Origin of the sequence: Rodentibacter heidelbergensis (assembly GCF_002000125.1) — a bacterium.
In the GTDB taxonomy this organism is placed as follows: Bacteria; Pseudomonadota; Gammaproteobacteria; order Enterobacterales; family Pasteurellaceae; genus Rodentibacter; species Rodentibacter heidelbergensis.
The window spans coordinates 1-23,986 of sequence record NZ_MLHH01000022.1 but is presented as its reverse complement, the minus strand read 5'-3'; the positions used below and the strand labels follow the sequence as shown (position 1 = coordinate 23,986).

Genomic DNA, 23,986 nt, shown 5'->3' with positions numbered 1-23,986 from the left:
GATATCTATATTTTTGCGCAATATTTATTAGTAAATGGAATAAGTGCGGTCAGTTTTTCTGATATTTTTGAAAATAATCGTAAATTTGTGGCAGTAATTGTGTAATAAGATTTAATTGCTGAAAGGGCAGGATAAATGCCTTGTTTTCAGAGGGTGAGATTTCTGTTTGGGCGATATCTTTTAGGCTTGTTTCAATGTTTTCATACAATTTTGCAAAGATCTCTGGGGAAAGCCTTTCAATGTTTTCAAGGGTATAAATGATTTTTTTCGCGGTGGGATAGAAGCCGGATAAAAAGCTTTTCGTTTGTTGTAATTGACGCATTTTATCTCGATATGAGCCAAGAGCAGAAATATAGCTGAGCAAAGAATAATTAATTTTGAGTAAATTAAAGCCTTCTTGCAAATAGGCTTGATATTTCACCGGTTCGCTACTTATATTTGAAATAACGGTACTTAGGGCGGCGTTGTATTCATGGGCATTGCGGCGGGCAATGCGATATTTTAAATCATCGGTTTTGCCAAATTGGAGTTGTCCGATGATATGTAACAGATATTGGGCATCGCTTTGAATAGCAAGTCGGCTGACTTTATCTAATTGTAAATATTTCCAATCCGGCCATAAGTAGGAAACCGCAAACCAAGCAATGGCCGCCCCTAATAGGGTATCAAGCAATCGAGGAAGTAGAGCGGCTTCTGTGCTGAATCCCATCACATCAAAACTTAATAAGACTTGAAGTGTAATAAAAAAGGTTGAAAAGCTGTAATTATTGCTACGGAAGAAGAAAAAGAGGGTACAGGTGAGTACAATAAGACCTAATTTTAATTCCAGTGTTGGGTTTAAATAAGGGAGCAGTGATCCCACGATCACCCCTAAAATTGTGCCGACAATACGTTGGCGTAAGCGTGCTTTGGTGGCGGAATAATTGGGCTGGCACACAAAAATGGCGGTGAGAAGGATCCAATAGCCGAGGTTAAATTGGAAAAAATCGACAATGGTACAACAGAGAAATACCACAATGGATAAACGCACAGCATGGCGAAATAATTGAGATTCAAAGGTGAAATGACCGGCGATGGTTGAAAGCATATTTTTCAACCCGGTGACCTGTTCCGTATGAATTTGTGCTAGCGGTTCGTTGGTATTGGATTCTTGCTCCAGCTGGTTAAGTTGTAGGCTGATGTTTTGTAGATTGTCTAACAGACCTTGAATATCAAGGATAAGGCTTTCATCAGCCTGTGCTTTTTGGCGATAAAGCTCAAAGGATTGGACGGTGCCGTTGAGTGCTTTTTCTAGGCGTTGATGATAATGATAAGGTTTGTTTTGACGTAAACTTTGGGCAACCTCTTGGCAAGCTTGGGCTTGTAATTCAAGCAGTCGTTGAATACGGAAAATCAAATCGGTATTTTTCAGTTTTTCGGCAATTTGATGATAGTCAAAATGTGTTGAGTTAGCACGTTCGTGAATTTCTTGTGCGGCAAAATAATAGCGCACCATTTTTTGTGTGCGAGGGTGGCGATGTTGCCCTCGAATTCGATAAAACAATGCGGTGCGGGCAAGGTTAAAGGCATTGACCACATTGGCATTTTTCAAAGCAAAATTGAGATGTTTTTGTTCAATATCTTCTATTTCATCAGGATCGAAAAACATGGATTTCGCATCTAAATATTCTCCCAAGGCACAAAAGGCTTTGGCGACATTTTCCTGCACGGGGCGGTTGGGAAAAAAGAGATGCACAATAAGGGTCACCACACTATACAGTAATGTGCCGAGTAAAATCATTACTGGGTTGATAAAATCATTACCAGAGGTGTTAGGGTGGTAAGTCAGGGTGGTATAAAGAGCGACGACAAGGGTGCCAAAAGCGATGGTGCTATAACGTTGTCCTATGGCGCCTATCATGGTAAAAGTGAATGTTAACAGCGTCATTAATGCAATGTACTGGACAGGTTTTCCAATATTAAGCTGAACAACAAAACTGGAAATTGCAAAGGCAATTAAGGTGTAAAAAATATTTTTTAAGCGACCGGTTAAACGATTATCGAGATCCACTAAGCCGCCTGCAATAATCCCTAAAATTAACGGCATAGATTGGCTGGAAATATCAAAAAGCCAAACCCCGAAAGCGGCAAGGTTGACGGCAATAAAGATTGGAATGGCAGCAATGACTTTTGCATTTAACCAGTTATTCATTTTTATTCCTTGCAAAAAGAGAAAAGTGAGCGCATTGCTCACTTTTCGTATAAAGTGCGGTCATTATTTGTGGGATTTTGCCCAGTTTAAGAAACGGGCTTGGGTTTCTTTGTCCGCTTGTTGGAACCAATATTGTAATTGTTGTTCTGCCACATTTTCACCTTGAACAACAACCCGACCTTTTGTGGCTTTACCATTTGCTGCAGGGGCAATGGCCATCATCGGGGCTGCCGGCATCGTTGCGCTGGCAAATGCAGGCACTGCAGCGGCCGCTCCGGAGGCGTTATAACCGGCTAAGTCATTAACAACATTGGCTGATGGGAATAAGCCTTCTTGTTTTAAAATATCAATTTTTGCCGGAATTTCTTGGCCTGAGGTGGTTTTAACTGTAATGACTGGTGCCGCCTTGAATTTTTCGGCATCGGCTTTAGTACGAAGTGTAGGTGCTGAAATCACCATATCTTCAGCAGAACCTTGGAAAGTGACAATAATCGGACTTGATTCAAATAATGATTGGCTGGAACCGCTGCCAACAATTTCACCGACACGAATGACAACTTGGTGAGTATTGGTATCGTTTACGTTGAATGAACGGGTTTCTTTTAAGAGGGATTTACTTGCTTTTTGTCCATCGATGGCTAAAAAATCAATATTTGATGAACTGGAAACCATCCCTGCAAAACTTACCGTGCTGGCAAATAACGCTGAGATGCCTAATACCGCAGCCTGTAATTTCATAATTACTCCTTTTATTGTGACGAAAATAAGATTCGCTGCTTATGCTATGCTAATTTGTATAAAATGAAAATAAAAAAGTGCGGTTAAAAATGAAAAAGTTTTCAACCGCACTTTCGTTTTATTTATCGAAGGTTATTTCTCGTTTAATACGCGTGGGAACAAAATGTTATTCTCTAGGTGAATGTGGTGCATTAAATCGTCAATAAAGGCGTTAATGCCGCTATAAAGCGCGCGCCAGCTAAAGCAAGCCTCTTCCGGCGGGGTGAGCTGATTTGTGAGAGATTTCAGCACCTCAACATCTTGGCCGGCTTCATCATGTTCCATCTCCATTACGCGGATCGGCATCGCAGCCATGGCATAGTTGCCCATTTTAATCATTGGGAAAAGAATGTTTTCTTCTTTCATCATATGTTGGCTTAGTTCCGCATAAATTTTTTCCAGTTGGGCTGCGCAGCCGATAGGACAATCTTCACGATCACCGTGAACGCTTTCTACTTTTTCTGCCAATGTAATCAATTCCGGCAATTGGTCACGATGGCGGTTATGGAAACGTTCGATAATGTGTGCGATCAATTCATCGTAAGGCGCGTTGGACCAATCTTTTTCCGTATTTTCTTGCTGTTGTAAATTGGCTAAGCGCGCTTCAATCTCGGTGAGATTCAGGTTTTTTTGTTGTGCGGCAACGCCTAAAAGAACAGAACCGCCGCAACAGAAATCAAGATCATATTCACGGAAAATTTTTGTTGCACCCGGAATTGAAACGGCTAATTCACTAAGTTTTTGTTGAGCAAAAGACATAATAAGCACTCCATCTATGTTTAAGTTAAATAAATCCGATAAAAATAGTAGGGTATTTTAAGGAAAATGGAAAGCTTGAAATTTCATTTCTTGATAAAATGACCGCCAAAATCAAGAAAATACTTAGTAAGAGTTAGAGGGGGGATGGTATGACAAAACAATTTTTTATTTATGGTCGTGTGCAAGGTGTCGGGTTTCGCTATTTCACGTGGAAAGAGGCGGAAAAGTTAGGGATAAAAGGGACAGTAAGAAATCGTGCAGATGGTTCTGTGGAAGTGATTGCGCAAGGTGATGAAGCGCAATTAATGCGATTTGAGCAATGGTTAAAGGAGGGGCCGAAAACCGCGAGAGTGGAGCGCGTGATCGTGAATGAGCATACCGACATCATTGCGGATCATTTTTCAATAATTCGCCGTTAAAACTGACCGCACTTTTGCGAAGTGCGCTGATTTTGCGTAGAATGTGCCGGTTTTATACCTTGTGAATTTGACATAGAGACGATTATGCGTGACCAAACAAAATTTCATCTTGAACAGTTGCGGCAAACTATGCAACGTTTGAACCTATGGCAGACCGTACCGCCGGCGCAAGAGGCTTTTCTCAGCCAAGAACCTTTTTTTCTTGATACGATGGAGCCGGAAGAATGGTTGCAATGGGTGTTTATTCCGCGTATGCACGCCTTGTTAGACAACCATTCGCCGCTACCGAATAAAATCGCGATTTCCCCTTATGTTGAAGAGGCGCTGAAAGAATTTGATGATCTAGAGCAGTTGCTTAAACCCCTCGTGGCGTTAGAAGAATTACTACAAAATCAATGATACTCGATATCCTATATCAAGATGAATGGTTGGTTGCGGTGAATAAACCGGCCGGCATGTTAGTGCATCGTAGTTGGTTGGATAGTCATGAAACACAATTTGTCATGCAAACATTGCGTGACCAAATAGGTTGTCATGTTTTTCCTATTCATCGCTTAGACCGTCCGACATCCGGTGTATTATTGTTCGCCTTAAACAGTGAAATCGCCAATTTAATGTGTCAGCAATTTGAACAAAAAACGGTACAAAAATCCTATTTAGCGATTGTCCGAGGCTATTTGGAGGGGGAAGCGAGAATTGATTATCCTTTGAAGGTTCAGTATGACAAAATTGCAGATAAATTTGCACAGGAAGACAAAGCACCACAAGAGGCAGTAACCGAATATATTGGTTTAAAAACCGTAGAAATGCCTTATTCAGCAGGACGCTATTTAACTTCACGTTATTCTTTGGTGCGTTTAATTCCTCATACGGGAAGAAAACATCAGTTACGCCGTCATTGTAAACATATTTTTCACCCTATTTTGGGCGACACTCAATATGGTGATTTACACCAAAATCGGGCATTGACGGAAAACACCGGTTGTAAACGTTTATTATTACATGCAGAGCAGTTAAGTTTTATGCATCCTATTTTGCAACACAGAATAACAATTGATGCGCCATTTGATGAACAATGGCAAAATTTAATGAAATTATTAGGGTGGGAAGAAAATGTTTGATATTCAATTAACACATGAGGAACAGCAAAAAGCTGTTGAAAAAATCCAGGCGCTGATGGCACAAGGGGTAAATAGCGGGGAAGCGATTCAAATTGTGGCAAAAGAATTGCGTGAATTATATGCAAAATCGCCGGAAAATAGCGATATTTTGTGATCTCCCTAGCATTTTTTAATATTGCTTGTTGCATAGGAACTCAAAATATTTAAATATTGCACACCAATTAAAGGTGATAAGGCATTAGTCTTATTTGATTTATGATTGTATAGGCGAAGCCTAAAAGAGGTCTATTATGGAAATTGGTGTAGTTAAGTGGTTCAATAATGCGAAAGGATTTGGTTTTATTTCCGCAGAAGGCGTGGATGCTGATATTTTCGCACATTATTCCGTGATTGAAATGGACGGATATCGTTCACTCAAAGCAGGACAAAAAGTGCAATTTGAAGTCATTCACGGTGATAAAGGATCTCACGCCACAAAAATTATTCCTGTCGTGGAATAACCAAGAATATAAAAATGTATTCTTAAATTTTCTCTATTTAGTCTAATGCAAAAGACAGGATTTACCACCCTGTCTTTTTTATTTTAATAAATTCTTTAGGCTATTTTTCATTGCCGACATTTGGCTTTCATACAACGCTTTGCTCTCCCGTTCATCAATCATATAACTAATGGTTTCTGAAAGTGTCATATTCATTTTCCGTGAATATTTTGACAGGCGTAACCAAACTGCATATTCCAAATCAATGGATTTCTTTTTTGTAGATTGTTTTTCCGCATTGAAAAAGCGTTTTCTTCTTGCCCGAATAGCTTGATCCAGTTTAGTTGGCAATGTTGAAGAAAGGTGCTGTTTGATCCAATTCTCAATTTTTTCCGGATAGTTTTGGCTTTCAATGAGCGTTGCGACAACGGATTCTTGTCGGCTTTTTTCTTCGTAGCGGGTAATATTTTCACCTTCACGGTATTTACGAATCAAATAAAGCCATTTCCAATTCGCTTCCTGATTTTCTAATTTTTGATATTTCATAGTGACTTATTTAGTGACATTGTAACTCGGCTAATATACGTCTTTTATAACAAATTTTCCAGCATATTTTTACAATGTGTCTAAATATGCGATAATGTCGCCCATTTTACTCATGAGAACGCAAGTGTGACTTCATCTTTTTTTCAAGAGCAATCTCTGGCTTGGGATGCCTTACAACCTCAATTAGCCCTCACAGAATATCCTATCCAACCCGTTGATTTTTGGACATTACAGATGAATGTTCAGCGGGCAATTTCTTTATTTTTACATCACCCTAATCAAACCTTAATGCTGCTCAAAGCGGAGGATAAAGCCGATTATGCCGCTTTATTAAAACCATTGATTGAGCAAATGAAACCAAAAGAGCGGTCCATTTTTGGTGTGAATTATCGTATTGAACAGGGGGACTCTTTTTCATTTCCCAAAATTGAAGTGGAAGCGGCACAATCCTTAGAGGATAACTTCGCTTCTTCTGGGGAGGTCATCAGTGCGTTATATTGCGATCAATTTCAACTTTTTGGTCATATAAAAATTCATCCTAGCTCGCAAGATATTCAGCTTATTCCGGGCCTAATCCACCGAGCAAATGGTGGGGTATTAATTCTTAATGCAGCCACTTTATTGTCGCAGTTTGATTTATGGCAGCGTTTAAAACATATTCTCCAAACCAAAAGATTTGATTGGTATTCCGCCCATCCTTTCAAACCTCTCCCTTGTGAAATTCCCGGTTATTCTCTTGATGTAAAAGTGGTGATACTCGGTGATCGCACAGAAATTGCCACGCTTGGTGAATTAGAAGAGGATTTGTATCGTCTTGCCGATTATGCTGAAGTGGAAAGTTATCTTTCTGTCGCAGATGTGAATGAACAGAAAAATTGGGCGGGTTATGTTCAGCATCTTGCCCAAAAAAATGCTTTAACCCTCGATCTTTCTTCCTTCAATAAAATTTATCAACTTTTAGTGAGGGAAAGTGAAAATCGCTTTTTAATTCATCTTTCTCCAAGAATCTTAAACAATATGCTGCTAAATGCGGCAACATTCTCACAAAAAAATACCTTAAGTGCGGTTGATTTTGAGGCTGTTTTTCAGCAGCAGAGCGTACAACAAGGGTTTTTGAAAGAACAGACCTATGCGGATATTCTCAATGAGCAGGTTTATGTGGAAACCGAAGGGGAAATCGTTGGGCAAATTAATGGTTTATCGGTGATTGAGTACCCCGGCACCCCGGTAAAATTCGGCGAACCTTCACGCATTAGTTGCATTGTGCAATTTGGCGAAGGGGAAGTGGTGGATGTGGAACGTAAAAATGAGCTTGCCGGTAATTTACACAGCAAAGGGATGATGATTGCACAGGCTTGTTTATCCAATATTTTAGAGCTGCCTTCACAATTGCCATTTTCCGCCTCTTTGGTGTTTGAGCAATCTTATGGTGAAATTGACGGCGATAGTGCTTCCCTTGCTATTTTTTGTGTATTAGTGAGTGCGTTGGCAGATCTCCCGTTGCCACAGTCTATTGCGATAACCGGTGCGATTGACCAATTTGGTTTGATCCATGCGGTTGGTGGGGTAAATGACAAAATAGAAGGCTTTTTTGCGATCTGTAAGCGACGTGGTTTAACCGGAAAACAAGGGGTAGTTATTCCTGCAACCACTCTTCAGCAACTGAGCCTTTCTGATGAGGTGGTCAGTGCTGTCAAAAAAGGCGAGTTTTTTATTTTTCCGGTAGAAGATATTCATCAAACTTGTGAACTCATTTTTCAGCGTGATTTGCTGGAAGAAGACAAAATTTATGAAGAAAGCAAACGTCCGATTTCCCGCTTGATCCAAAAACGAATAGATTTTCGTGCAGAGCCTGCCAAGAAAAGTTTATTGAGTTTTTTTCGAACTTAGCTTTCCTTTCTTCCTTCAATGCATAAGAGCGAACAGGTGTTCGCTCTTATGCTTTTTAGCGCTTTCTCAATTTCATTTATTCTAAACAGATCTGAACAGTTCAGCTAACACTTGTTTCTATTTACAATTGTGTTTATTCATTCTAGAATGAGGACCATCAGTGATTTTCTGAATTTTAACCCCATTTGAGGAAGAAAAATGAAAAACATGTGTACACCAAATAAAAAGGAAAGTTATACCTATGAAGATTTGCTCGCTTCCGGGCGTGGCGAGCTATTCGGTGCAGAAGGCCCACAGCTTCCGGCACCAACCATGTTGATGATGGATCGTATTGTTAAAATGACAGAACAAGGCGGCGCTTTTGATAAAGGCTACATTGAGGCTGAATTGGATATTCATCCGGATCTGCCTTTTTTTGGCTGTCATTTTATCGGTGATCCAGTTATGCCGGGTTGCTTAGGTTTAGATGCCATGTGGCAATTGGTGGGTTTTTTCCTCGGTTGGGCTGGCGGCAAAGGAAAAGGGCGTGCGCTCGGTGTGGGTGAGGTGAAGTTTACCGGTCAAATTTTACCCACAGCGAAAAAAGTGATTTATCGTATTAATATGAAACGTGTAATTAATCGTAAATTAGTCATGGGGATGGCTGATGGTGAAGTTGAGGTTGATGGGCGAGTGATCTATACGGCAACGGATCTGAAAGTCGGGTTATTCCAAGATACTTCCAGTTTTTAATTTCATGCTGAATTGTATCGAAGATGTTAATCACTCGTTTTGAGTAGATTTTGTCATTTTGAGGTTAAATACCTATTTCTATTTGAAAAATAGAATTTAAAAATGTGACGAATTTCACAAAGTTGTAACATTTGGCTTTTTTTATTTAATACTTTTCTCTAAAATCGCACAGCATTTTTATTTGTTATTTTAGAGGAGGGCTTATGGCTCTATTTTTAAGTATTTTTCCAATTGTTTTACTTATCTATTTAATGGTGAAGCGTAATGCTTTGCCTTCTTATCTTGCACTGCCTTGGATTGCGGTTGTCGTTTTAATTATTCAATTAATTTTCTTTGGTACGGATATCAGCATTGTAAGTGCCAATATTGCCTCAGCATTGATCGCCGTTCAAACCCCTATCACCGTGATTTTTGGGGCGATTTTATTTAATCGTTTCTCAGAAGTGTCCGGTGCAACAGATATTTTGCGTAAATGGCTTGGTAACATTAATCCTAATCCGGTTGCTCAAATCATGATCATTGGTTGGGCATTCGCTTTTATGATTGAGGGTGCCAGTGGATTTGGTACACCGGCTGCTATTGCCGCTCCTATCTTAGTGGGCCTAGGCTTTCCTGCGTTACGGGTTGCAATGTTAGCATTAGTGATGAACTCGGTGCCGGTTTCCTTTGGTGCGGTGGGCACACCTACTTGGTTTGGATTTGGACCTTTACAATTAGCAGAAAGCCAAATTTTAGAAATCGGTTCAATGACCTCATTGATCCATGGTTTTGCTGCACTCGTCATTCCACTTATGGCGTTAAGTTTAATTGTCAGCTGGAGTGAAATCCGTAAAAACCTTATCTTTATTTATATCAGTATCTTTGCTTGTGTTGTTCCTTATATGTTACTCGCGCAAGTCAACTATGAATTCCCTTCTTTGGTGGGGGGCGCAATTGGCTTATTTGTTTCTGTGATTGTGGCAAATAAAGGAATTGGGTTGGCTAAAGTAGAGAAAACCTTAGAAGGGAGTTCGGTTTCTCTTGCTCAGGTTGCCAAAGCGTTATTTCCAACCGGGATGCTTATCGCCATTTTAATCGTGACTCGTATCCAACAATTACCGTTTAAAGCCATGATGAATAATGCGACCTCTTGGTTCAGTACACAGTTAGGTTCGCTTGGTTTGTTTGATGTCAGTCATGGTTTAATTTTTAGTTTAAAAAATATTTTTGGTACATCAATTAACGCCAGTTATAAATTGCTTTATGTGCCGGCATTCATTCCATTTGTTGTCACCGTGCTTATTGCTGTGCCGGTATTTGCTTTATCTATGTCAAAAACAAAAGATATTTTTGTGACAAGTTTGAAACAAACTAAAAACCCGTTTTTTGCCTTAGTTGGGGCATTAGTCATGGTAAACTTAATGTTGGTTGGGGGCGATAATTCTATGGTTAAAATTATCGGTCAAAGTTTTGCCCATGCAACAGGAGAATATTGGACATTGTTTGCCTCTTATTTAGGTGCCGTGGGCGCATTTTTCTCCGGTTCTAATACCGTGTCTAATTTAACCTTCGGAAGTGTTCAGCTTTCTACGGCGGAACTAACCGGACTTTCCGCCTCTTTAATTCTTGCATTACAATCCGTTGGTGGTGCAATGGGGAATATGGTCTGTATTAATAATATTGTTGCAGTGAGTTCTGTATTGAATATTGATAAACAAGAAGGCACGATCATTAAGAAAACCGTTGTTCCAATGATAGTTTACGGTATTATTGCAGCCTTAGTTGCACTCTTTATTATCCCAATATTTTATGCGGTATAAGAGTCATTAACGAGGCTAAAAGAACAAGCGGTTTTGTTTGGGACTTACTTTGAGAACATTCCGCTTGTTTTTATTTCTATTTTTACGGAGTGATTATGAATGTTAATTTTTATGTAACCTGTATTGCTGATGTGGTAAAAGCAGGTGTTGCGAAAAACACCGTGTTATTACTGGAAAAACTAGGATGTCAGGTTATTTTTTTAGAAAAACAAGGTTGTTGTGGACAACCCGCATTAAACAGTGGCTACACGAAACAAGCCCTTCCCGGGATGAAAAATTTAGTGGAAACCTTTGAGGTTAATGATTATCCCATTGTCGCACCGGCAGGATCTTGCGTATCGGCGATTAAACATTATGCAGAATATTTTGAACAATGCGGTGAATTGCAATGGGCAAAACGGGCTGAAAATGTCGCTAAACGTTTTTATGATCTTACTGATTTTATTGTGAATGTCTTAGGAATAACCGATGTCGGTGCAAGTTTACCGGGCAGAGCGGTTTATCATCCTTCTTGCAGTCTTTTCCGTAAATTAGGCATTGTGAATGAACCTTTAGCCTTACTTGAAAAGGTGAAAGGTTTAGAACTCTTACCGATTAAAAATCAGCAAACTTGCTGTGGTTTTGGTGGAACATTCTCCGTAAAAATGGCAGAAATTTCCGGAGAAATGGTAACGGAAAAAGTCGAACATATTGCGGACGTTGAACCGGATTACCTTATCGGTGCTGATGTCAGTTGCTTGCTGAATATTGGTGGTCGTTTAAGCCGAGAAGGGAAAAATATCAAAGTCATGCATATTGCCGAAGTGTTGATGCAGGAGGGAAAGTAGTATGTCATTAAAAACCAGTAATCTTGCGTTCAAAAAACGTGTGGATAATCAAATTCACAATGAAGTGATGCGTAAAGCCGTTGTAAAAGCACAAGAAACGATTGGTGCGAACCGTCAAAAAATGGTGGATGAGCTAGGGCATTGGGAAGAGTGGCGTGATTTGTCTAAACAAATCCGTAATCATGTTTTAGCCAATTTAGATGCCTATCTTTACCAATTAAGCGAAAAAGTCCAACAAAATGGTGGGAAGGTTTATTTTGCAGAAACCGCAGAGGAAGCCACGGCTTATATTCGTCAAATTGCATTAGAAAAAAAGGCGAAAAAAATTGTTAAATCGAAATCAATGGTGACAGAAGAAATCGGTTTAAACGGCGTTTTAGAGAAAGAAGGCATTAAAGTCGTTGAAACGGATTTAGGCGAATATTTGTTACAAATCGTGGGGGATAAACCCTCTCATATTGTTGTTCCGGCAATACACAAAGATCGCTATAAGATCCGCCAAGAGTTACATGAACAATTAGGCTACAACGGTTCTGAAACACCGGAAGAAATGACGGCGTTTATCCGTCAGGTGATCCGTAAAGATTTCTTAGAGGCAGATATTGGTATTAGTGGCTGTAATTTTGCCGTAGCAGAAACCGGCTCGGTTTGTTTGGTCACCAACGAGGGGAATTTGCGTTTAGCTACAACCGTACCGAAAACCCATATTGCTGTCATGGGAATGGAGCGATTAGCCCCGACGTTTAAAGAAGTCGATGTGTTGATTACCATGTTGGCTCGTAGTGCTGTGGGTGCCAAATTGACGGCTTATAACACTTGGTTGACAGGCCCTCGCTTAGAGGGAGAAACGGATGGTCCGGAAGAATTCCATTTGGTTATTGTTGATAATGGGCGTTCTGAGATCCTAGAGAGTGAATTTAAAGAAGTATTACGTTGTATTCGTTGCGGTGCTTGTTTAAATACCTGTCCGGCATATCGCCAAATTGGTGGCCATGGTTATGGTTCGATTTATCCGGGGCCTATCGGTTCTGTCATTTCGCCGTTGCTTGGGGGATATGAAGAATTTAAAGAATTGCCTTATGCTTGCTCTTTATGTACGGCTTGTAATTCAGTTTGTCCGGTAAAAATTCCACTTGCACAGCTTATTTTAAAACATCGTGAACATATGGCACAAACGGGGATCACCCCTGCCACAGAACGTTTGTCTATTTTTGGTTTCACCTTTGCCAATGCCCATCCAACAGTGTGGAAAGTGGGTGTAAACATGGGGGCAAAAATTGCAGGAAAATTCATTAAAAATGGCAAAGCACCAATACAAATGGGGGCGTTGAGTGAATGGACAAAAGCACGGGATTTACCAACACCGGAAGGGCAAAGTTTCCGTGAGTGGTTTAAAAATAGAGGATAAGCAAGATGGATTTACAAAATCGTGAACAATTTTTAACGAAATTAGCGAAACGGATGGGGAAATCAACTTGGCAAACTTCACCTGAACCTATGCCGAAGTTGGTAAATAATTATCCGATGACACGTTTAACCGATCTCACTCAAGAGCAATTATGTGATGAGTTTATCAACTTTGCGAAAGTGATGATGGCCGATGTGATGGTGGCACAAGAAAGTGCAATTGAACAAGCGATCATTGAAATTTGTGAAAAATACGGCGGTGGTCAAATTATTTTGAATAATGATCCCCGCCTTGCAGATCTTGGCGTGATTTCTGCGATTGAAGGCAAATATGATCACTCTATTTGGGATGAAACCAAAGGTGAGAGCAATATCAAATACGCTGAAAAAGCGAATATTGGTATTGTTTATGGTGAATATGGTCTTGCAGAATCCGGTGGTATCGTATTGTTTTCAGACAAACAATTTGGTCGTTCCGTAAGCTTATTGCCGGAAAAATCCATTGTTGTTCTACGCAAAAGCCGTGTATTGCCAAGGGTCGCACAATTAGCCAAAATTTTGGATGATAAGGCGAAGCAAGGGGAGAGAATGCCATCTTGTGTCAATATAATTTCAGGCCCGAGTGCAACCGCAGATATTGAGTTAATCAAAGTGGTTGGGGTACACGGGCCGGTTTCTAAAATTTATTTAGTTATTGACGACCTATAAATTTCTCAGAAAAAGCTTACCTTAGGTAAGCTTTTTTATGAGGTATTGGCTTTTCTATGAAAAGTTTGAAGCGAATTTACAAGCTTGGCTTGTAAAGGAGGTTTTTAGGTTGAAATGTCAAAGATGTTGTCGGGTTGCCCCCGCCTCCCGACTTATTACAGAAGAGAGATGACGGAAATTGGGTTTGGCAATTTTCATCAGAGAGGGCAATTCGGTTATTTTTCAGCGATTTTCTTATATTTTCTCAAAAACCGACCGCACTTTTTCCTCATCTTTTATACCGGGCATACTTTCTACACCTGAATTCAGATCCACCCCTAAACAACCTTGAGCTATCGCTTGTTCAACGTTTTCCGCTGAAATTCCCCCCGCTAAAATTGTTTTATATTTTAGCTTTTCAGGAATTAACGACCAATCAAAGGCTTTGCCAATTCCCCCTTGCTGGTTTGCCGTTTGGCTATCGAAGATATAGCGGGCAACATTGAAATCATCGTCAAAATCAACCGCACTTTTTTCATGGATGTCGATTGATAAGGCTTTCCAAATTTGGCAGTGCTCAGGTAGTTTACGGCGGAGATCAGCGATAAATTCAGGTGTTTCTGCACCATGTAGCTGGACGGCATAAAGGCTTAATTGTTGAGCTATTTTAAGAATAAAATCCATGTCTTGATTTTGAAATACACCAACAAAGCGAAGTGGTGTCGCCGTTACTAATTCTTGAGCTTGACGCAAGCTGATACAACGTTTTGATTTCTCTGCAAAGATAAGTCCGCCATAAAGCGCCCCGTTTTCATAAACGGTTTTAACATCTTGCATGCGTGTTAAGCCACAGACTTTATTTTCCCCAAAAATCACCGCACGAACGGCATTGTTTAAATCTGCACTTCCCATCAAACTACTGCCGATTAAAAATCCCTTTGCCACTTTTTGTAGCTGACGGATTTGCTGGTGATCATAAATACCGGATTCACTGATAATGCGAACCTCTGAAGGTATACGATCGGCATATTTCTCTGTTAATTGGACAACTCGATTTAAGTCCACCGAGAGATCGTGCAAATTGCGATTATTCACCCCGATAATTTTCGCACCGAGCGTTAAAGCACGTTCAAATTCTTCTTCGTTGCTGGTTTCTGTTAATACCCCCATGCCCAATGAATGAGCAAGGTTTGCCAACACCTGATAAGTATCATCATTAACCACGGAAAGCATTAACAAAATCGCGTCTGCTTGATAATAACGGGCAAGATACACCTGATATTCGCTTATCATAAAATCTTTGCAAAGCACCGGTTGTGGCACTATATTTCGCACTTGCGGTAAAAATTTAAAATCCCCTTGGAAATATTTTTCATCAGTCAGCACTGAAACGGCTGAGGCATAATGCTTATACACATTGGCGATTTCATCTAAATTAAATTCAGAGCGAATTAACCCTTTCGAAGGGGAGGCTTTTTTACATTCCAAAATATAGGCCGGTTTTTGGTGCGAGCCTTTTGATAATGCATTATAAAAAGAGCGGTCGGATTTTGTGAGGTTTTGTTGAAATTCGCTAAGTGGAAATTCCACCTCTTTGGCTTTCACCCAGGCGGCTTTATCAAGGACGATTTTTTGCAGTACAGTCGCTGAAGCAATGGGTTTTGAGAAGTCTTGAGTAATCATTTTATTTTCTACTAAATACAAATTTAGGTGAACCTAGGGGTTAATATTGCGTTAATTTTTGCAAGGTTTCAAATGCTTTGCCGGTGGCTAAGGTTTCCAAGACATTTTGCGTATTTTGCTTAAGATTTTCATAGCCGAATAATTTGAGTAATAACGCCGTATTGACGGCAACGGCATTGGCGTGTTCCGCTTTTCCTTTCCCTTGTAAAAGTGCGGTCAATATTTTGGCATTTTCTTGTGGGGCGCCGCCTCGTAGACTTTCAAGGGATTGATTTTTCAATCCAAAATCAGCAGGGGTTAGGGTGAAATAGTCAATTTTTCCCTTGTTTACCTCGGCCACTTGGGTATCACCATGTAACGCTACTTCATCTAAACCGGCACCATGAACAATAAAAGTATGTTCATGTCCTAAACTCACAGCGGTTTCTGCATAGGTTTTTACAAGCTCAGGGGTATAAACACCCAGTAAGTGGTAATTCGGTCGGGCAGGGTTAATGAGTGGGCCGAGAATATTAAATATTGTGCGGGTTTTTAATGCCGCACGGATAGGCGCAACATAGCGAAAGCCGGGGTGATATTGCTGGGCAAATAAAAAACAAACCCCAATCTCGTCGAGTGCTTGACGTGCAGATTGAGCAGAAATATTGATATTAACGCCTAATGCAGTTAATACATCACTTGCTCCGGATTGGCTAGATACACTGCGATTACCGTGTTTAGACACTTTGGCACCCATTGTTGCTGCCACAATACAACTTGCTGTTGAGATATTAATGGTGTTTTGGCCATCGCCTCCCGTACCGACAATATCGGCAAAAGGATAATCAGGTCGAGGAAAAGCATTGGCATTTTGTAGAGAAGCGGCCACCGCTCCGCTTATTTCCTCAATGTTCGCACCACGCAATTTTAATGCAATCAACATCGCTGCGATTTGTTCGTTAGAGAGCTTGCCTTGAATGACAGCGTTAAAAAGTGTGGTGCTTTCTGATTGACTGAGTTGGCAACCGTTGTAAAGTTGTTCTAATAAGTGGTTGTGTTGCATTATCTGTTCCTTATTCTATTGTGGATTATCCTCATGAAGTGGTTTTGTTATAACCTCAGCCAATGAAGCGGTTAGACGTAAATATCATAATCCAAATCACGAGCTTCATCGCCTGTCATTCCACGGAAACCCCAGCAATGCGCAGGTTGCTCTTTGATGGTGATTTCTACATCATGAGCACGGATACCCAGTTTATACTCAAGCTCACTGAATAACATTTTGATGAGGCGTTTTTTAGTGCCTTCCATTCGGCCTGCCATTAAGTTAATTTCAATAACCGTGTAATCATCGCTACGATCGAAAGGGTAGTAAAAATCTTCTTTTTCTAAGCCCAAAAAACGAATGGCGTGTTTCCCTTTTGGAATATCTAAGCCTAAATAGAGGCTGTTATAAATGACATCCGCTAACATTGCTTTGCGTAGTGTGAGTTGAGATTTAAGTCCAAATACAGTAATCATATGTTTTCCTTATAAGATTTATTGTTTTTAGTGTTGGAGTAACCATTCAATGGATTGTTGTAAGAGTTGCGATCCTTGTACTGTTAAAATACTTTCCGGGTGGAATTGGAATGCGCAAATTGGCAAGTTACGGTGGCGAATTGCCATAATAATACCGTTATATTCTGCATTGACGACAAATTCTGCCGGTAAATCTTGCCCCATAAGAGAATGATAGCGGGCAACGGGCATCGGGTTGATGAGATCTTTAAACATCGCTTCATTATCATGAGTGATCTTAGAAACTTTCCCATGTAATACTTCACCTGCGTGAACCACTTTTCCGCCAAAGGCTTGAATTAAGGCTTGATGACCTAAACAAATTCCGATCATCGGGATTTTGTCTTTCAAACGTTCAATTAACGGCAACAAAATGCCTGCTTCGGCGGGTGTACCGGGGCCGGGGGAGAGGGCAAGGATAGTATCTGGCGTTGTGAGTGCCGTTTCAACGAGTTGTTCTAGATCGCAATCGTTGCGGTAAATTTTAACTTGATGTCCTAGAACACGAAATTGATCCACAAGGTTATAGGTGAAGGAATCAAAGTTATCTAAAAAAAGAATATTTGCCATAACGTATTCCTTATTTGGCTTGTGTGTTGATCTGACGAATTGCTTTTAATACTGCCGCCGCTTTGTGTCGGGTTTCATCGGCTTCCATTTGCGGATCGGAATCTAACACTTCGCCACAGCCTGCTTGCACATGGGCAATGCCGTTTTGTACAAAAGCCGAGCGAATCACGATACAAGTGTCTAAATTACCATCAGAAGTGAGATAACCTATCGCCCCACCGTAACTGTGGCGTTTTTGTTGTTCATATTGATAAATAAGCTGCATTGCTTTGATTTTTGGCGCGCCGGTGAGCGTTCCCATGTTCATACAGGCTTGATAAGCGTGAAGGGCATCTAATTCAGGGCGAAGTTTGCCCACCACTCGGGAAACCAAATGCATAATATGCGAATAACGATCCACTTGCATCAATTCTGCCACTTGACGTGTACCACTTTGACAAACTCGGGCAATATCATTGCGTGCTAAATCTACTAACATTAAATGTTCTGCTTGCTCTTTGTGATCTAACCGTAATTCCAGTTCTAAACGGGTGTCCAATTCGGGATCAATATTACCATGTGCATCAAACCCACGCGGACGAGATCCGGCAATTGGATAAATTTCTAACTGACGGCTTTTCGCTGTATATTTCAGTGCACTTTCCGGTGAGGCACCAAACAAAATAAATTCTTCATCATTCATATAGAACATATACGGACTTGGATTATTTTGTTTCAGTTGAGCATAGCTTGCCAGTGGGTTAGGGCAAGCCAGAGAAAAGCGACGGGAAGGGACGATTTGGAAAACATCCCCAATATTGATATGGTGTTTTAAGTCTCTCACTACATTGATAAATTCAGGATCCTCAAAATTCGTTTTTACCTCATCACTGGCAGATTTAATGGATAAAATGTGATCGATGTTTTTTAATTGTTGTGTGATAGCGAGGGCGGTTTTGGCGACATTAACCTGTTCTTCTTGCGAAAAACAGTAACTTTTCAAGGTGGCCTGTTGGCTTTGATGATCAATTGTGATCAAATGCTCAGCCAGATAAAAACGATAATCAGGGCAAGAAATCCCATCATCTTTTAAGGTGATATCATTCATCGGAATGAAATTAGCGACTAAATCATAAGCAAATAAACCACCTAAAAAAACGGGGCTATCGCTGTGTTGGTAGAGATTTGAAATCACCCGTAACCCATCAAAAACTGTCGCTGATTGTAATTTGCTGTCTTCATCTAATTGATTATCAAGTGGGGAAAAATCAATAGAAAATTCATCATTAAAATCGACCGCACTTAGGGAATTGTACTGAGCTAAAGCAGGAAAAATACCTTTTAAAACCTGTTTACCATTAGCATTTAATGCTTTAAATGTGACGTTGTGACCAACACAAGTAATCTTAACTGCCGCATTGATCAATATAAGACTTTGTAAGCTATTTTTACTGCCAATTTCAGCAGAGTCGAGGAGCAATGTATTGGGATGATGGCATAATGTATTAAAAATGGCGGTAGTATCTGAATGATAAGAAACAGGTTGTGTGGTTACCGCAATAAAAGCCTTGTTTTGCATTTTTTAATCCTTTTCAAAAATTTGTACTATTAAACTAGTACAAGGTGAATAAGTCAAGGGAAGATTGAAAAAATCTTATGTTATTGAATTTCCTTTGCCTGTTTTCTTAAACCATCCAAAATAGGTTCGCTAATCTCGTTAGGTAAATGGCTTACATTGATTTTCTCAACTTTTGGTAAGCCATTGGTTATTTCGTGTAAAATTTCTTCAACGGTGGTTTGCGATAAGCCTGCTAATTTCGCTGTTGTAAAGATATGTCGTAACTTAATTTTATCCCACAAATAGTGCTTATTTTCACCGTGCCACGCCATCGCCATTTTTACTTTTTGTTTTGCTAAGCTATTTGATTTAATGAGCGGATAGGCTGAAATCACATCATAAAAAGGGGTTAAGCGATAATGTCCTTGTGGTTCTAAAAATAGACTGAAATTTTTGGCATGTCCATCAATAGCACAAAGTAACCAAAATATGATCTGGGCTTTAAAAAATTGTTTTCGATCGTCATTTGGGTTTGCCGAACCATTTAATAATTTCATAATGGATAAAATACCGGGCCCCCCGTCTGATTCGTATTTTCTGGCAGGCGCAATATTGAGTGCTTGACACATATCTTCTTGTGGCAAACGAATGAGCCATTTTTTGTTTTCAGACCAACGGCGATCAAAACGTTCAATAATCAACGCTTTCATTTCACCAAAATGTTCAATACAAGCGAAAGGAACATTGAGCCCGAGTTGTTTCATAATTTGCAAGCAAAGCCACTCGTTTTCACAGCTGTTTGAGAGATCCATCTGACCTTGCCCTACTATGCCAATTGGTAGTTTAAAGATATGGCTGGTTGGGGTGGTGTGCAATGGCCGCCTCCATTGTCCATCATAGTAGAGTAATGCGGTTTTTTCCTGTGCCCCTGCAATTGAAATTCGAAAATCTTCTTGTTGCGCCATACCGAGTGGAAAAGTGCGGTAGTTTTTTAGCGTGTTTTCAATGTCTTGCGCTGAGAGTGGTTCAGCATAAACTGTTTTTACGATATGTGTATTATGCTGATAAAGTTGAATTGCTCCTACGCAGTCTTGTCCGATTGCTGAAAGTAAATCAAAAGGGGTTTTCGTACTGGTTTGGAAACGTTGCTGAATTCGTGAACGAATTTGTTCATTATCAGGGAGTAAATTATCAAAGAAATTATAGACTTCATCACCACGATAAACTTTCGTTGAAAGGGGAAGTGAAAGAGAAATAGGGCGTGAACGGGAGAAGGAGAGCCATTTTTCATCATACTGGAATTCCATAGCACCATTTTTTAAACGTCGCCATTTCCCCACTAAAATCCCGTTCATTGCCACATTAAGTTGTGAATTATCCATTACCAAATTTCTCCATCATCGCTATTATAAATTGCAGTAGGTTCTGCAATTTGGTTTTGTTTTTGTGCTTGTTTTGTGGAGGTGGGACGAGGTTGTACCACTAATTCTAATTCTAATGCAGTCAGAATTTTGAATAAGGTTTCTATTTTTGTGCTTTCAGGAGTATTTTCAAAAACGGAAATAGTAGCTTGTTTGATGCCGGCCTGCTTGGAAATATCGGTCTGTGAAAGCTTATCTTTATAACGAAATTCACGAACAACTTGAGAAAGCATTTTTGGACTGGTTACGATCATAATATATCCCCTTTAAAGTATATTGAATATGTTATACCTTTTGGGGTATAAGTCAATAAATATCCTTTTTAGAGGGTAAATCTTTTTTTATCCTTTTTATGGTATATGGAGATAATAGTTGTGAGGTATTAAAACACTATTTCATACCAATGTGCTATTAGTGATAAATCTCTCTCCGATGTCCTAATTCCAAGGCGGTGATTAATAACTCTCCATTATCAATATGGCAAATAATACGATAATCACCGACACGGTAACGCCACATTCCTGAGAGTTCACCAACCAAGCCCTTGCCTCTGTCTCTTGGGTTTTCAAGTGTTTGAAGTTCTTTCAGATAATTAAGAATACGTTTGGCTTGTTGTGGATTTTTCTTCGCTAATTTTTCCAGTTGCTTTTTAGCTGTATCAGCGAGTTGTACTGTCCAAATTGAGCTCATTTTCAACGTCCTCTAAACTATAAGTTTTTTCTTTACCTGCACGAACTCGCTCTAAAACTGCATTGGCTAAGAGTAAATCTTCCAAATCTTCCAAGTAGGCTTCTAGTGCTTCTTTGACATAGAAAGATTTGGCTCGACCTGTTTGTGTGGCTAAGTGATCTAGACGTTGTTGAAGTTCGTCAGGTAATCTGACTGTTAATGCCATAATGTAATCTCCCTTTGTGTGTTATATTGGTGCAATTATAGAGTGTATTTATTGTAATACAAGTATTATCCAGAAGGATAAAAACCACTTAAAAAGTCAAAAGCCCTATTGTCATCAATAGGGCTTTTTAACCTTAAAATTTAAAGTTTAAAAAGGTGATATATCAAATTAAAGTGCGGTCAAAATATCATTAATTTTTACTTTGGCAGATTGTAGTGCTTTTTCAATCGCTTCAGGGCCAAAACCGATACCTTTTGCATACACAAACTGTACGTCAGTGATTCCCACAAAACCTAAAATAGCTTTCATATATTGTGTAACAAGATTTTCTTCATCATATAAGCCACCAAAAGCACATAATATCACTGCTTTTTTGCCTTTTAATAAGCCTTCTGGGCCGTTTGCGGTGTATTGAAAGGTGACACGAGGACGGGCGATGAAATCAAAATAAGATTTTAATTGAGTAGGAATATGTAAGTTATACATTGGTGTACCAATGATTAAAGTATCCGCATTTTTTAGTTCGGAAACCAGTTCGTCTGAAAGGGCAAGAAGTTGTTTTTCTTCTTCTGTTTTGGGTTCGCCACGCACGGCAACTGCCGCTGTTGCATCAAAATGCGGAAGGGGATCTTTGGCTAAATCTCGAACTACAATTGTATGACCTTGTAGTTTTTCAATAGCATGATCTACCAATTTGTTAGTTTGAGAATTATCCGCGAGAATACTGGATTTTAAGATGAGTATATTATTCATTTTATTTCCTTTGTAATTGATTAAAGTGGCTGGGCATTATAGGGATATGCGCTAGAAAGTAAAGTTTGTAACCGAGTTTTATTTTTAAAGTGATAAACTGGAGTGAAATATGACAAATTGGATTGAGCCTGGAGTTCGTATCATTTATACTACGCGCCGAGTTGGTTAGACAATCGCTGGTTTACTGAAGCCCTAAACCGTGTTCGCACGACCTAGCGGGACAAGTAAACGAGAGGAAAGTCCGAGCTACACAGGGCAGAGTGCCGGATAACGTCCGGGAGGCGTGAGCCTACGACTAGTGCAACAGAGAGCAGACCGCCGTGTAAACGGTAAGGGTGAAAGGGTGCGGTAAGAGCGCACCGTGTCGCCGGTAACGGTTGGCAGCAGGGTAAACTCCACTCGTAGCAAGACCAAATAGGAACTCAATGGATGGCCCGTCTAGAGTTCGGGTAGGTTGCTTGAGCGGCGGAGTAATTCGTCGCCTAGAGGAATGATTGTCCACGACAGAACTCGGCTTATCGACCAACTCAACAAATAACTGCACTTTGTGATTGGTCTTCATCAACGAGGATCGTTCATAAATTGCTCACACATATTGAGCTCTGTATTGTACAGAGCTCAAATTTTTTGACGCCATTTCTCTAACAGTCTATCTAGTAAATCCCCCTTTTGATCTTCAACGAGTGATCTGAAATTTATCATTACGCTATTTAACTCATCGTTTCTTTTGTATACCTAAATTGAGAGTGTGAATAATAAAACAAACAGGTATTACCACTGGGGGGGGGCTGAGGTCGGATTTCTTTAATGGGGTTTATAAAGATAATTACACAGCTTTTTGGCAAGCAATAAAATAATATAGATATTTGTTTAATGATTCAGGGTGATGTAATTCCGATATTGATTACAGATTATCCCTGAGATAAAGACTTTTTTATTTGGGGTCAGCCGAGAGGGGGAAGAGATTATTCCTCCTCTCGGCTGACCCTATTTTTTTCTCAAAAATAGGGTCGGCGATATTTTAAACAAAAATTTCTTAATTACTTGAAAGGAGTTTTTATGAAGAAATTTCTTCTAACCGTAGCGATAGGTATTAAGAAATGGCCCAGTTGCCAAAAGAGAATCAAATACTTTCCCGTGTTCATGCACTACGTTGTAATGATATCGATTGTGGAAAGAAATTAAGGAGACTAAGTTATGTCAATAACGCTAAAAGTATTAAGCATAAAGAAAGTGATGGCAAGTCACAAAATTAATCAAGCTGAACAACTGATTATTGAGGCAAGAGCAAAATCAAATTATCAGTTAATTGATGATAAAACAGGTTTTGCCCCAGATAATATTATCACTCAGCGTGATGGAAAAAATTTAAAGATTCACTTCAATGATGGTGATATGAGTGAAGATATTATCATCAAAAATTACTATACCGATGAAACGGGTGAAACCACAAACCTATTAGTAGGACAGCATGAGAATGGTCGTATTTATGCTTATGTTCCAGAGTCAGGTTTGCAATCTGAGGCAGTTAGTTTGCTTGCTGATCAAACGATTGTCCCGCAAACATTAGGTGGAACGGAGTTAACTTCTGTATTTTGGGCATTTAATCCATGGTGGTTATTAGGTCTTTCTGCTTTAGCAGGGGGGATTGCGCTTGCTGCAAGTGGTGGTGGCAGTGGTGGTTCATCTGCCTCGAATGATAACAATTCATCTAAAACAAATAACAAAGCAGAAATAAACAAAGCCAAAGAGGCGGTAGCTGCTGCAGAAAAAGCTGCCGAAGCCTATAAAAAAGCATTTGAAGCAGCCCAAAAAGATGGTGTGATTAGCAAGGAAGAGGCGAATAAGCTTCAAGGATTAAAAGAAGCCGTAGAAGCCGCTAAAGCGAAAGCGAACGATGCGATCCAAGCTTTACCGGATAACCAAGAAAAAGCTGATCTGCAAACCGGTGTTG

At 39.9% G+C, this 23,986-nt stretch carries 26 protein-coding genes and 1 other RNA gene; 13 read left to right on the top strand and 14 right to left on the bottom strand.

Annotation, left to right across the window (positions count from 1 at the left end; all coding sequences use genetic code 11):
* Positions 1 to 49: 49 nt before the first annotated feature.
* From yccS to ytfE, 3 genes are all read right to left on the bottom strand, one after another.
* Positions 50 to 2,191: a YccS family putative transporter gene (gene yccS, locus BKK48_RS08380; protein WP_077427773.1), complete on the bottom strand. Its 2,142-nt coding sequence runs from the start codon at positions 2,189 to 2,191 to the stop codon at positions 50 to 52.
* Between the two features lie 63 nt (positions 2,192 to 2,254).
* Positions 2,255 to 2,929 carry a curli polymerization inhibitor CsgI-related protein gene (locus BKK48_RS08375; protein ID WP_077427771.1) on the bottom strand — a complete coding sequence of 225 codons (675 nt, stop codon included), beginning with the start codon at positions 2,927 to 2,929 and terminating at the stop codon, positions 2,255 to 2,257.
* 132 nt (positions 2,930 to 3,061) lie between these two features.
* Positions 3,062 to 3,727 carry an iron-sulfur cluster repair protein YtfE gene (gene ytfE, locus BKK48_RS08370; protein ID WP_077427769.1) on the bottom strand — a complete coding sequence of 222 codons (666 nt, stop codon included), beginning with the start codon at positions 3,725 to 3,727 and terminating at the stop codon, positions 3,062 to 3,064.
* Positions 3,728 to 3,876: 149 nt separating this feature from the next.
* Between ytfE and BKK48_RS08365 the strand changes: the two genes are divergently transcribed.
* The 5 genes from BKK48_RS08365 (at position 3,877) to cspD (ending at position 5,767) form a co-directional block, all read left to right on the top strand.
* The gene (locus BKK48_RS08365; RefSeq protein WP_077427767.1) at positions 3,877 to 4,146 is read left to right on the top strand and encodes an acylphosphatase; all 270 of its coding nucleotides are present in this window, start codon (positions 3,877 to 3,879) and stop codon (positions 4,144 to 4,146) included.
* 84 nt (positions 4,147 to 4,230) lie between these two features.
* Positions 4,231 to 4,545 carry a YqcC family protein gene (locus tag BKK48_RS08360; RefSeq protein ID WP_077427765.1) on the top strand — a complete coding sequence of 105 codons (315 nt, stop codon included), beginning with the start codon at positions 4,231 to 4,233 and terminating at the stop codon, positions 4,543 to 4,545.
* Positions 4,545 to 5,267, top strand: coding sequence for a tRNA pseudouridine(65) synthase TruC (gene truC / locus BKK48_RS08355; protein WP_208604186.1), 723 nt, complete (start codon positions 4,545 to 4,547; stop codon positions 5,265 to 5,267). The genes BKK48_RS08360 and truC overlap by 1 nt, the downstream gene beginning before the upstream one ends.
* Positions 5,260 to 5,421: a YoaH family protein gene (locus BKK48_RS08350; RefSeq protein WP_077427761.1), complete on the top strand. Its 162-nt coding sequence runs from the start codon at positions 5,260 to 5,262 to the stop codon at positions 5,419 to 5,421. Before truC ends, BKK48_RS08350 begins: the two co-directional genes overlap by 8 nt.
* A 136-nt stretch (positions 5,422 to 5,557) precedes the next feature.
* Positions 5,558 to 5,767, top strand: coding sequence for a cold shock domain-containing protein CspD (cspD, locus tag BKK48_RS08345; RefSeq protein WP_077421342.1), 210 nt, complete (start codon positions 5,558 to 5,560; stop codon positions 5,765 to 5,767).
* 78 nt (positions 5,768 to 5,845) lie between these two features.
* Here the strand turns inward: cspD and matP are convergent, their stop codons facing one another.
* Entirely contained in the window at positions 5,846 to 6,292 is a 447-nt protein-coding gene (matP, locus tag BKK48_RS08340; protein ID WP_077427759.1) for a macrodomain Ter protein MatP, read from the bottom strand.
* A 126-nt stretch (positions 6,293 to 6,418) separates the two neighbouring features.
* Here matP and BKK48_RS08335 point away from each other — a divergent pair, with 126 nt between their 5' ends.
* From BKK48_RS08335 to BKK48_RS08310, 6 genes are all read left to right on the top strand, one after another.
* On the top strand, positions 6,419 to 8,182 hold the full coding sequence (locus BKK48_RS08335) for an AAA family ATPase (RefSeq protein WP_077427757.1): 1,764 nt from the start codon (positions 6,419 to 6,421) through the stop codon (positions 8,180 to 8,182).
* Between the two features lie 198 nt (positions 8,183 to 8,380).
* Positions 8,381 to 8,914: a bifunctional 3-hydroxydecanoyl-ACP dehydratase/trans-2-decenoyl-ACP isomerase gene (fabA, locus tag BKK48_RS08330; protein WP_077427755.1), complete on the top strand. Its 534-nt coding sequence runs from the start codon at positions 8,381 to 8,383 to the stop codon at positions 8,912 to 8,914.
* Between the two features lie 203 nt (positions 8,915 to 9,117).
* A complete protein-coding gene (locus tag BKK48_RS08325; RefSeq protein ID WP_077427753.1) occupies positions 9,118 to 10,713 on the top strand; it encodes a lactate permease LctP family transporter in 1,596 nt (531 codons plus the stop codon).
* A gap of 95 nt (positions 10,714 to 10,808) precedes the next feature.
* On the top strand, positions 10,809 to 11,540 hold the full coding sequence (locus tag BKK48_RS08320) for a (Fe-S)-binding protein (protein WP_077427751.1): 732 nt from the start codon (positions 10,809 to 10,811) through the stop codon (positions 11,538 to 11,540).
* A 1-nt stretch (position 11,541) separates the two neighbouring features.
* Positions 11,542 to 12,948, top strand: coding sequence for a LutB/LldF family L-lactate oxidation iron-sulfur protein (locus BKK48_RS08315; protein ID WP_077427749.1), 1,407 nt, complete (start codon positions 11,542 to 11,544; stop codon positions 12,946 to 12,948).
* Positions 12,949 to 12,953: 5 nt separating this feature from the next.
* The gene (locus tag BKK48_RS08310; RefSeq protein ID WP_077427747.1) at positions 12,954 to 13,655 is read left to right on the top strand and encodes a LutC/YkgG family protein; all 702 of its coding nucleotides are present in this window, start codon (positions 12,954 to 12,956) and stop codon (positions 13,653 to 13,655) included.
* Positions 13,656 to 13,889: 234 nt separating this feature from the next.
* On the opposite strand, the gene trpCF is transcribed toward BKK48_RS08310, so the two are convergent.
* From trpCF to BKK48_RS08260, 10 genes are all read right to left on the bottom strand, one after another.
* Positions 13,890 to 15,317 carry a bifunctional indole-3-glycerol-phosphate synthase TrpC/phosphoribosylanthranilate isomerase TrpF gene (gene trpCF / locus BKK48_RS08305; protein WP_077427745.1) on the bottom strand — a complete coding sequence of 476 codons (1,428 nt, stop codon included), beginning with the start codon at positions 15,315 to 15,317 and terminating at the stop codon, positions 13,890 to 13,892.
* Between the two features lie 40 nt (positions 15,318 to 15,357).
* On the bottom strand, positions 15,358 to 16,359 hold the full coding sequence (trpD, locus tag BKK48_RS08300; protein WP_077427743.1) for an anthranilate phosphoribosyltransferase: 1,002 nt from the start codon (positions 16,357 to 16,359) through the stop codon (positions 15,358 to 15,360).
* A gap of 71 nt (positions 16,360 to 16,430) precedes the next feature.
* Positions 16,431 to 16,817 (bottom strand): tautomerase family protein, encoded by a 387-nt coding sequence (locus BKK48_RS08295; RefSeq protein ID WP_077427741.1) that lies wholly within the window; start codon positions 16,815 to 16,817, stop codon positions 16,431 to 16,433.
* Positions 16,818 to 16,844: 27 nt separating this feature from the next.
* Complete coding sequence (locus BKK48_RS08290) at positions 16,845 to 17,426, bottom strand: aminodeoxychorismate/anthranilate synthase component II (RefSeq protein WP_077427739.1); 582 nt, start codon at positions 17,424 to 17,426, stop codon at positions 16,845 to 16,847.
* Between the two features lie 10 nt (positions 17,427 to 17,436).
* Positions 17,437 to 18,984, bottom strand: coding sequence for an anthranilate synthase component I (trpE, locus tag BKK48_RS08285; protein WP_077427737.1), 1,548 nt, complete (start codon positions 18,982 to 18,984; stop codon positions 17,437 to 17,439).
* Between the two features lie 80 nt (positions 18,985 to 19,064).
* Positions 19,065 to 20,345, bottom strand: a complete 1,281-nt coding sequence (locus BKK48_RS08280; protein ID WP_077427735.1) for a type II toxin-antitoxin system HipA family toxin — start codon at positions 20,343 to 20,345, stop codon at positions 19,065 to 19,067.
* Positions 20,345 to 20,638, bottom strand: a complete 294-nt coding sequence (locus tag BKK48_RS08275; RefSeq protein ID WP_077427733.1) for a helix-turn-helix domain-containing protein — start codon at positions 20,636 to 20,638, stop codon at positions 20,345 to 20,347. The genes BKK48_RS08280 and BKK48_RS08275 overlap by 1 nt, the downstream gene beginning before the upstream one ends.
* A 157-nt stretch (positions 20,639 to 20,795) precedes the next feature.
* Complete coding sequence (locus BKK48_RS08270) at positions 20,796 to 21,074, bottom strand: type II toxin-antitoxin system RelE family toxin (protein ID WP_077427731.1); 279 nt, start codon at positions 21,072 to 21,074, stop codon at positions 20,796 to 20,798.
* On the bottom strand, positions 21,043 to 21,279 hold the full coding sequence (gene relB / locus BKK48_RS08265; protein ID WP_077427729.1) for a type II toxin-antitoxin system RelB family antitoxin: 237 nt from the start codon (positions 21,277 to 21,279) through the stop codon (positions 21,043 to 21,045). Before relB ends, BKK48_RS08270 begins: the two co-directional genes overlap by 32 nt.
* Positions 21,280 to 21,447: 168 nt before the next feature.
* On the bottom strand, positions 21,448 to 22,032 hold the full coding sequence (locus tag BKK48_RS08260; RefSeq protein ID WP_077427727.1) for an FMN-dependent NADH-azoreductase: 585 nt from the start codon (positions 22,030 to 22,032) through the stop codon (positions 21,448 to 21,450).
* Between the two features lie 157 nt (positions 22,033 to 22,189).
* Between BKK48_RS08260 and rnpB the strand changes: the two genes are divergently transcribed.
* Together rnpB and BKK48_RS08250 are read left to right on the top strand one after the other, a co-directional pair.
* An RNA gene (rnpB, locus tag BKK48_RS08255) (RNase P RNA component class A) lies at positions 22,190 to 22,566 on the top strand.
* 663 nt (positions 22,567 to 23,229) lie between these two features.
* Positions 23,230 to 23,986 (top strand): GA-like domain-containing protein (locus BKK48_RS08250; protein WP_425271816.1); only part of this gene is annotated, 757 nt, incomplete at its 3' end.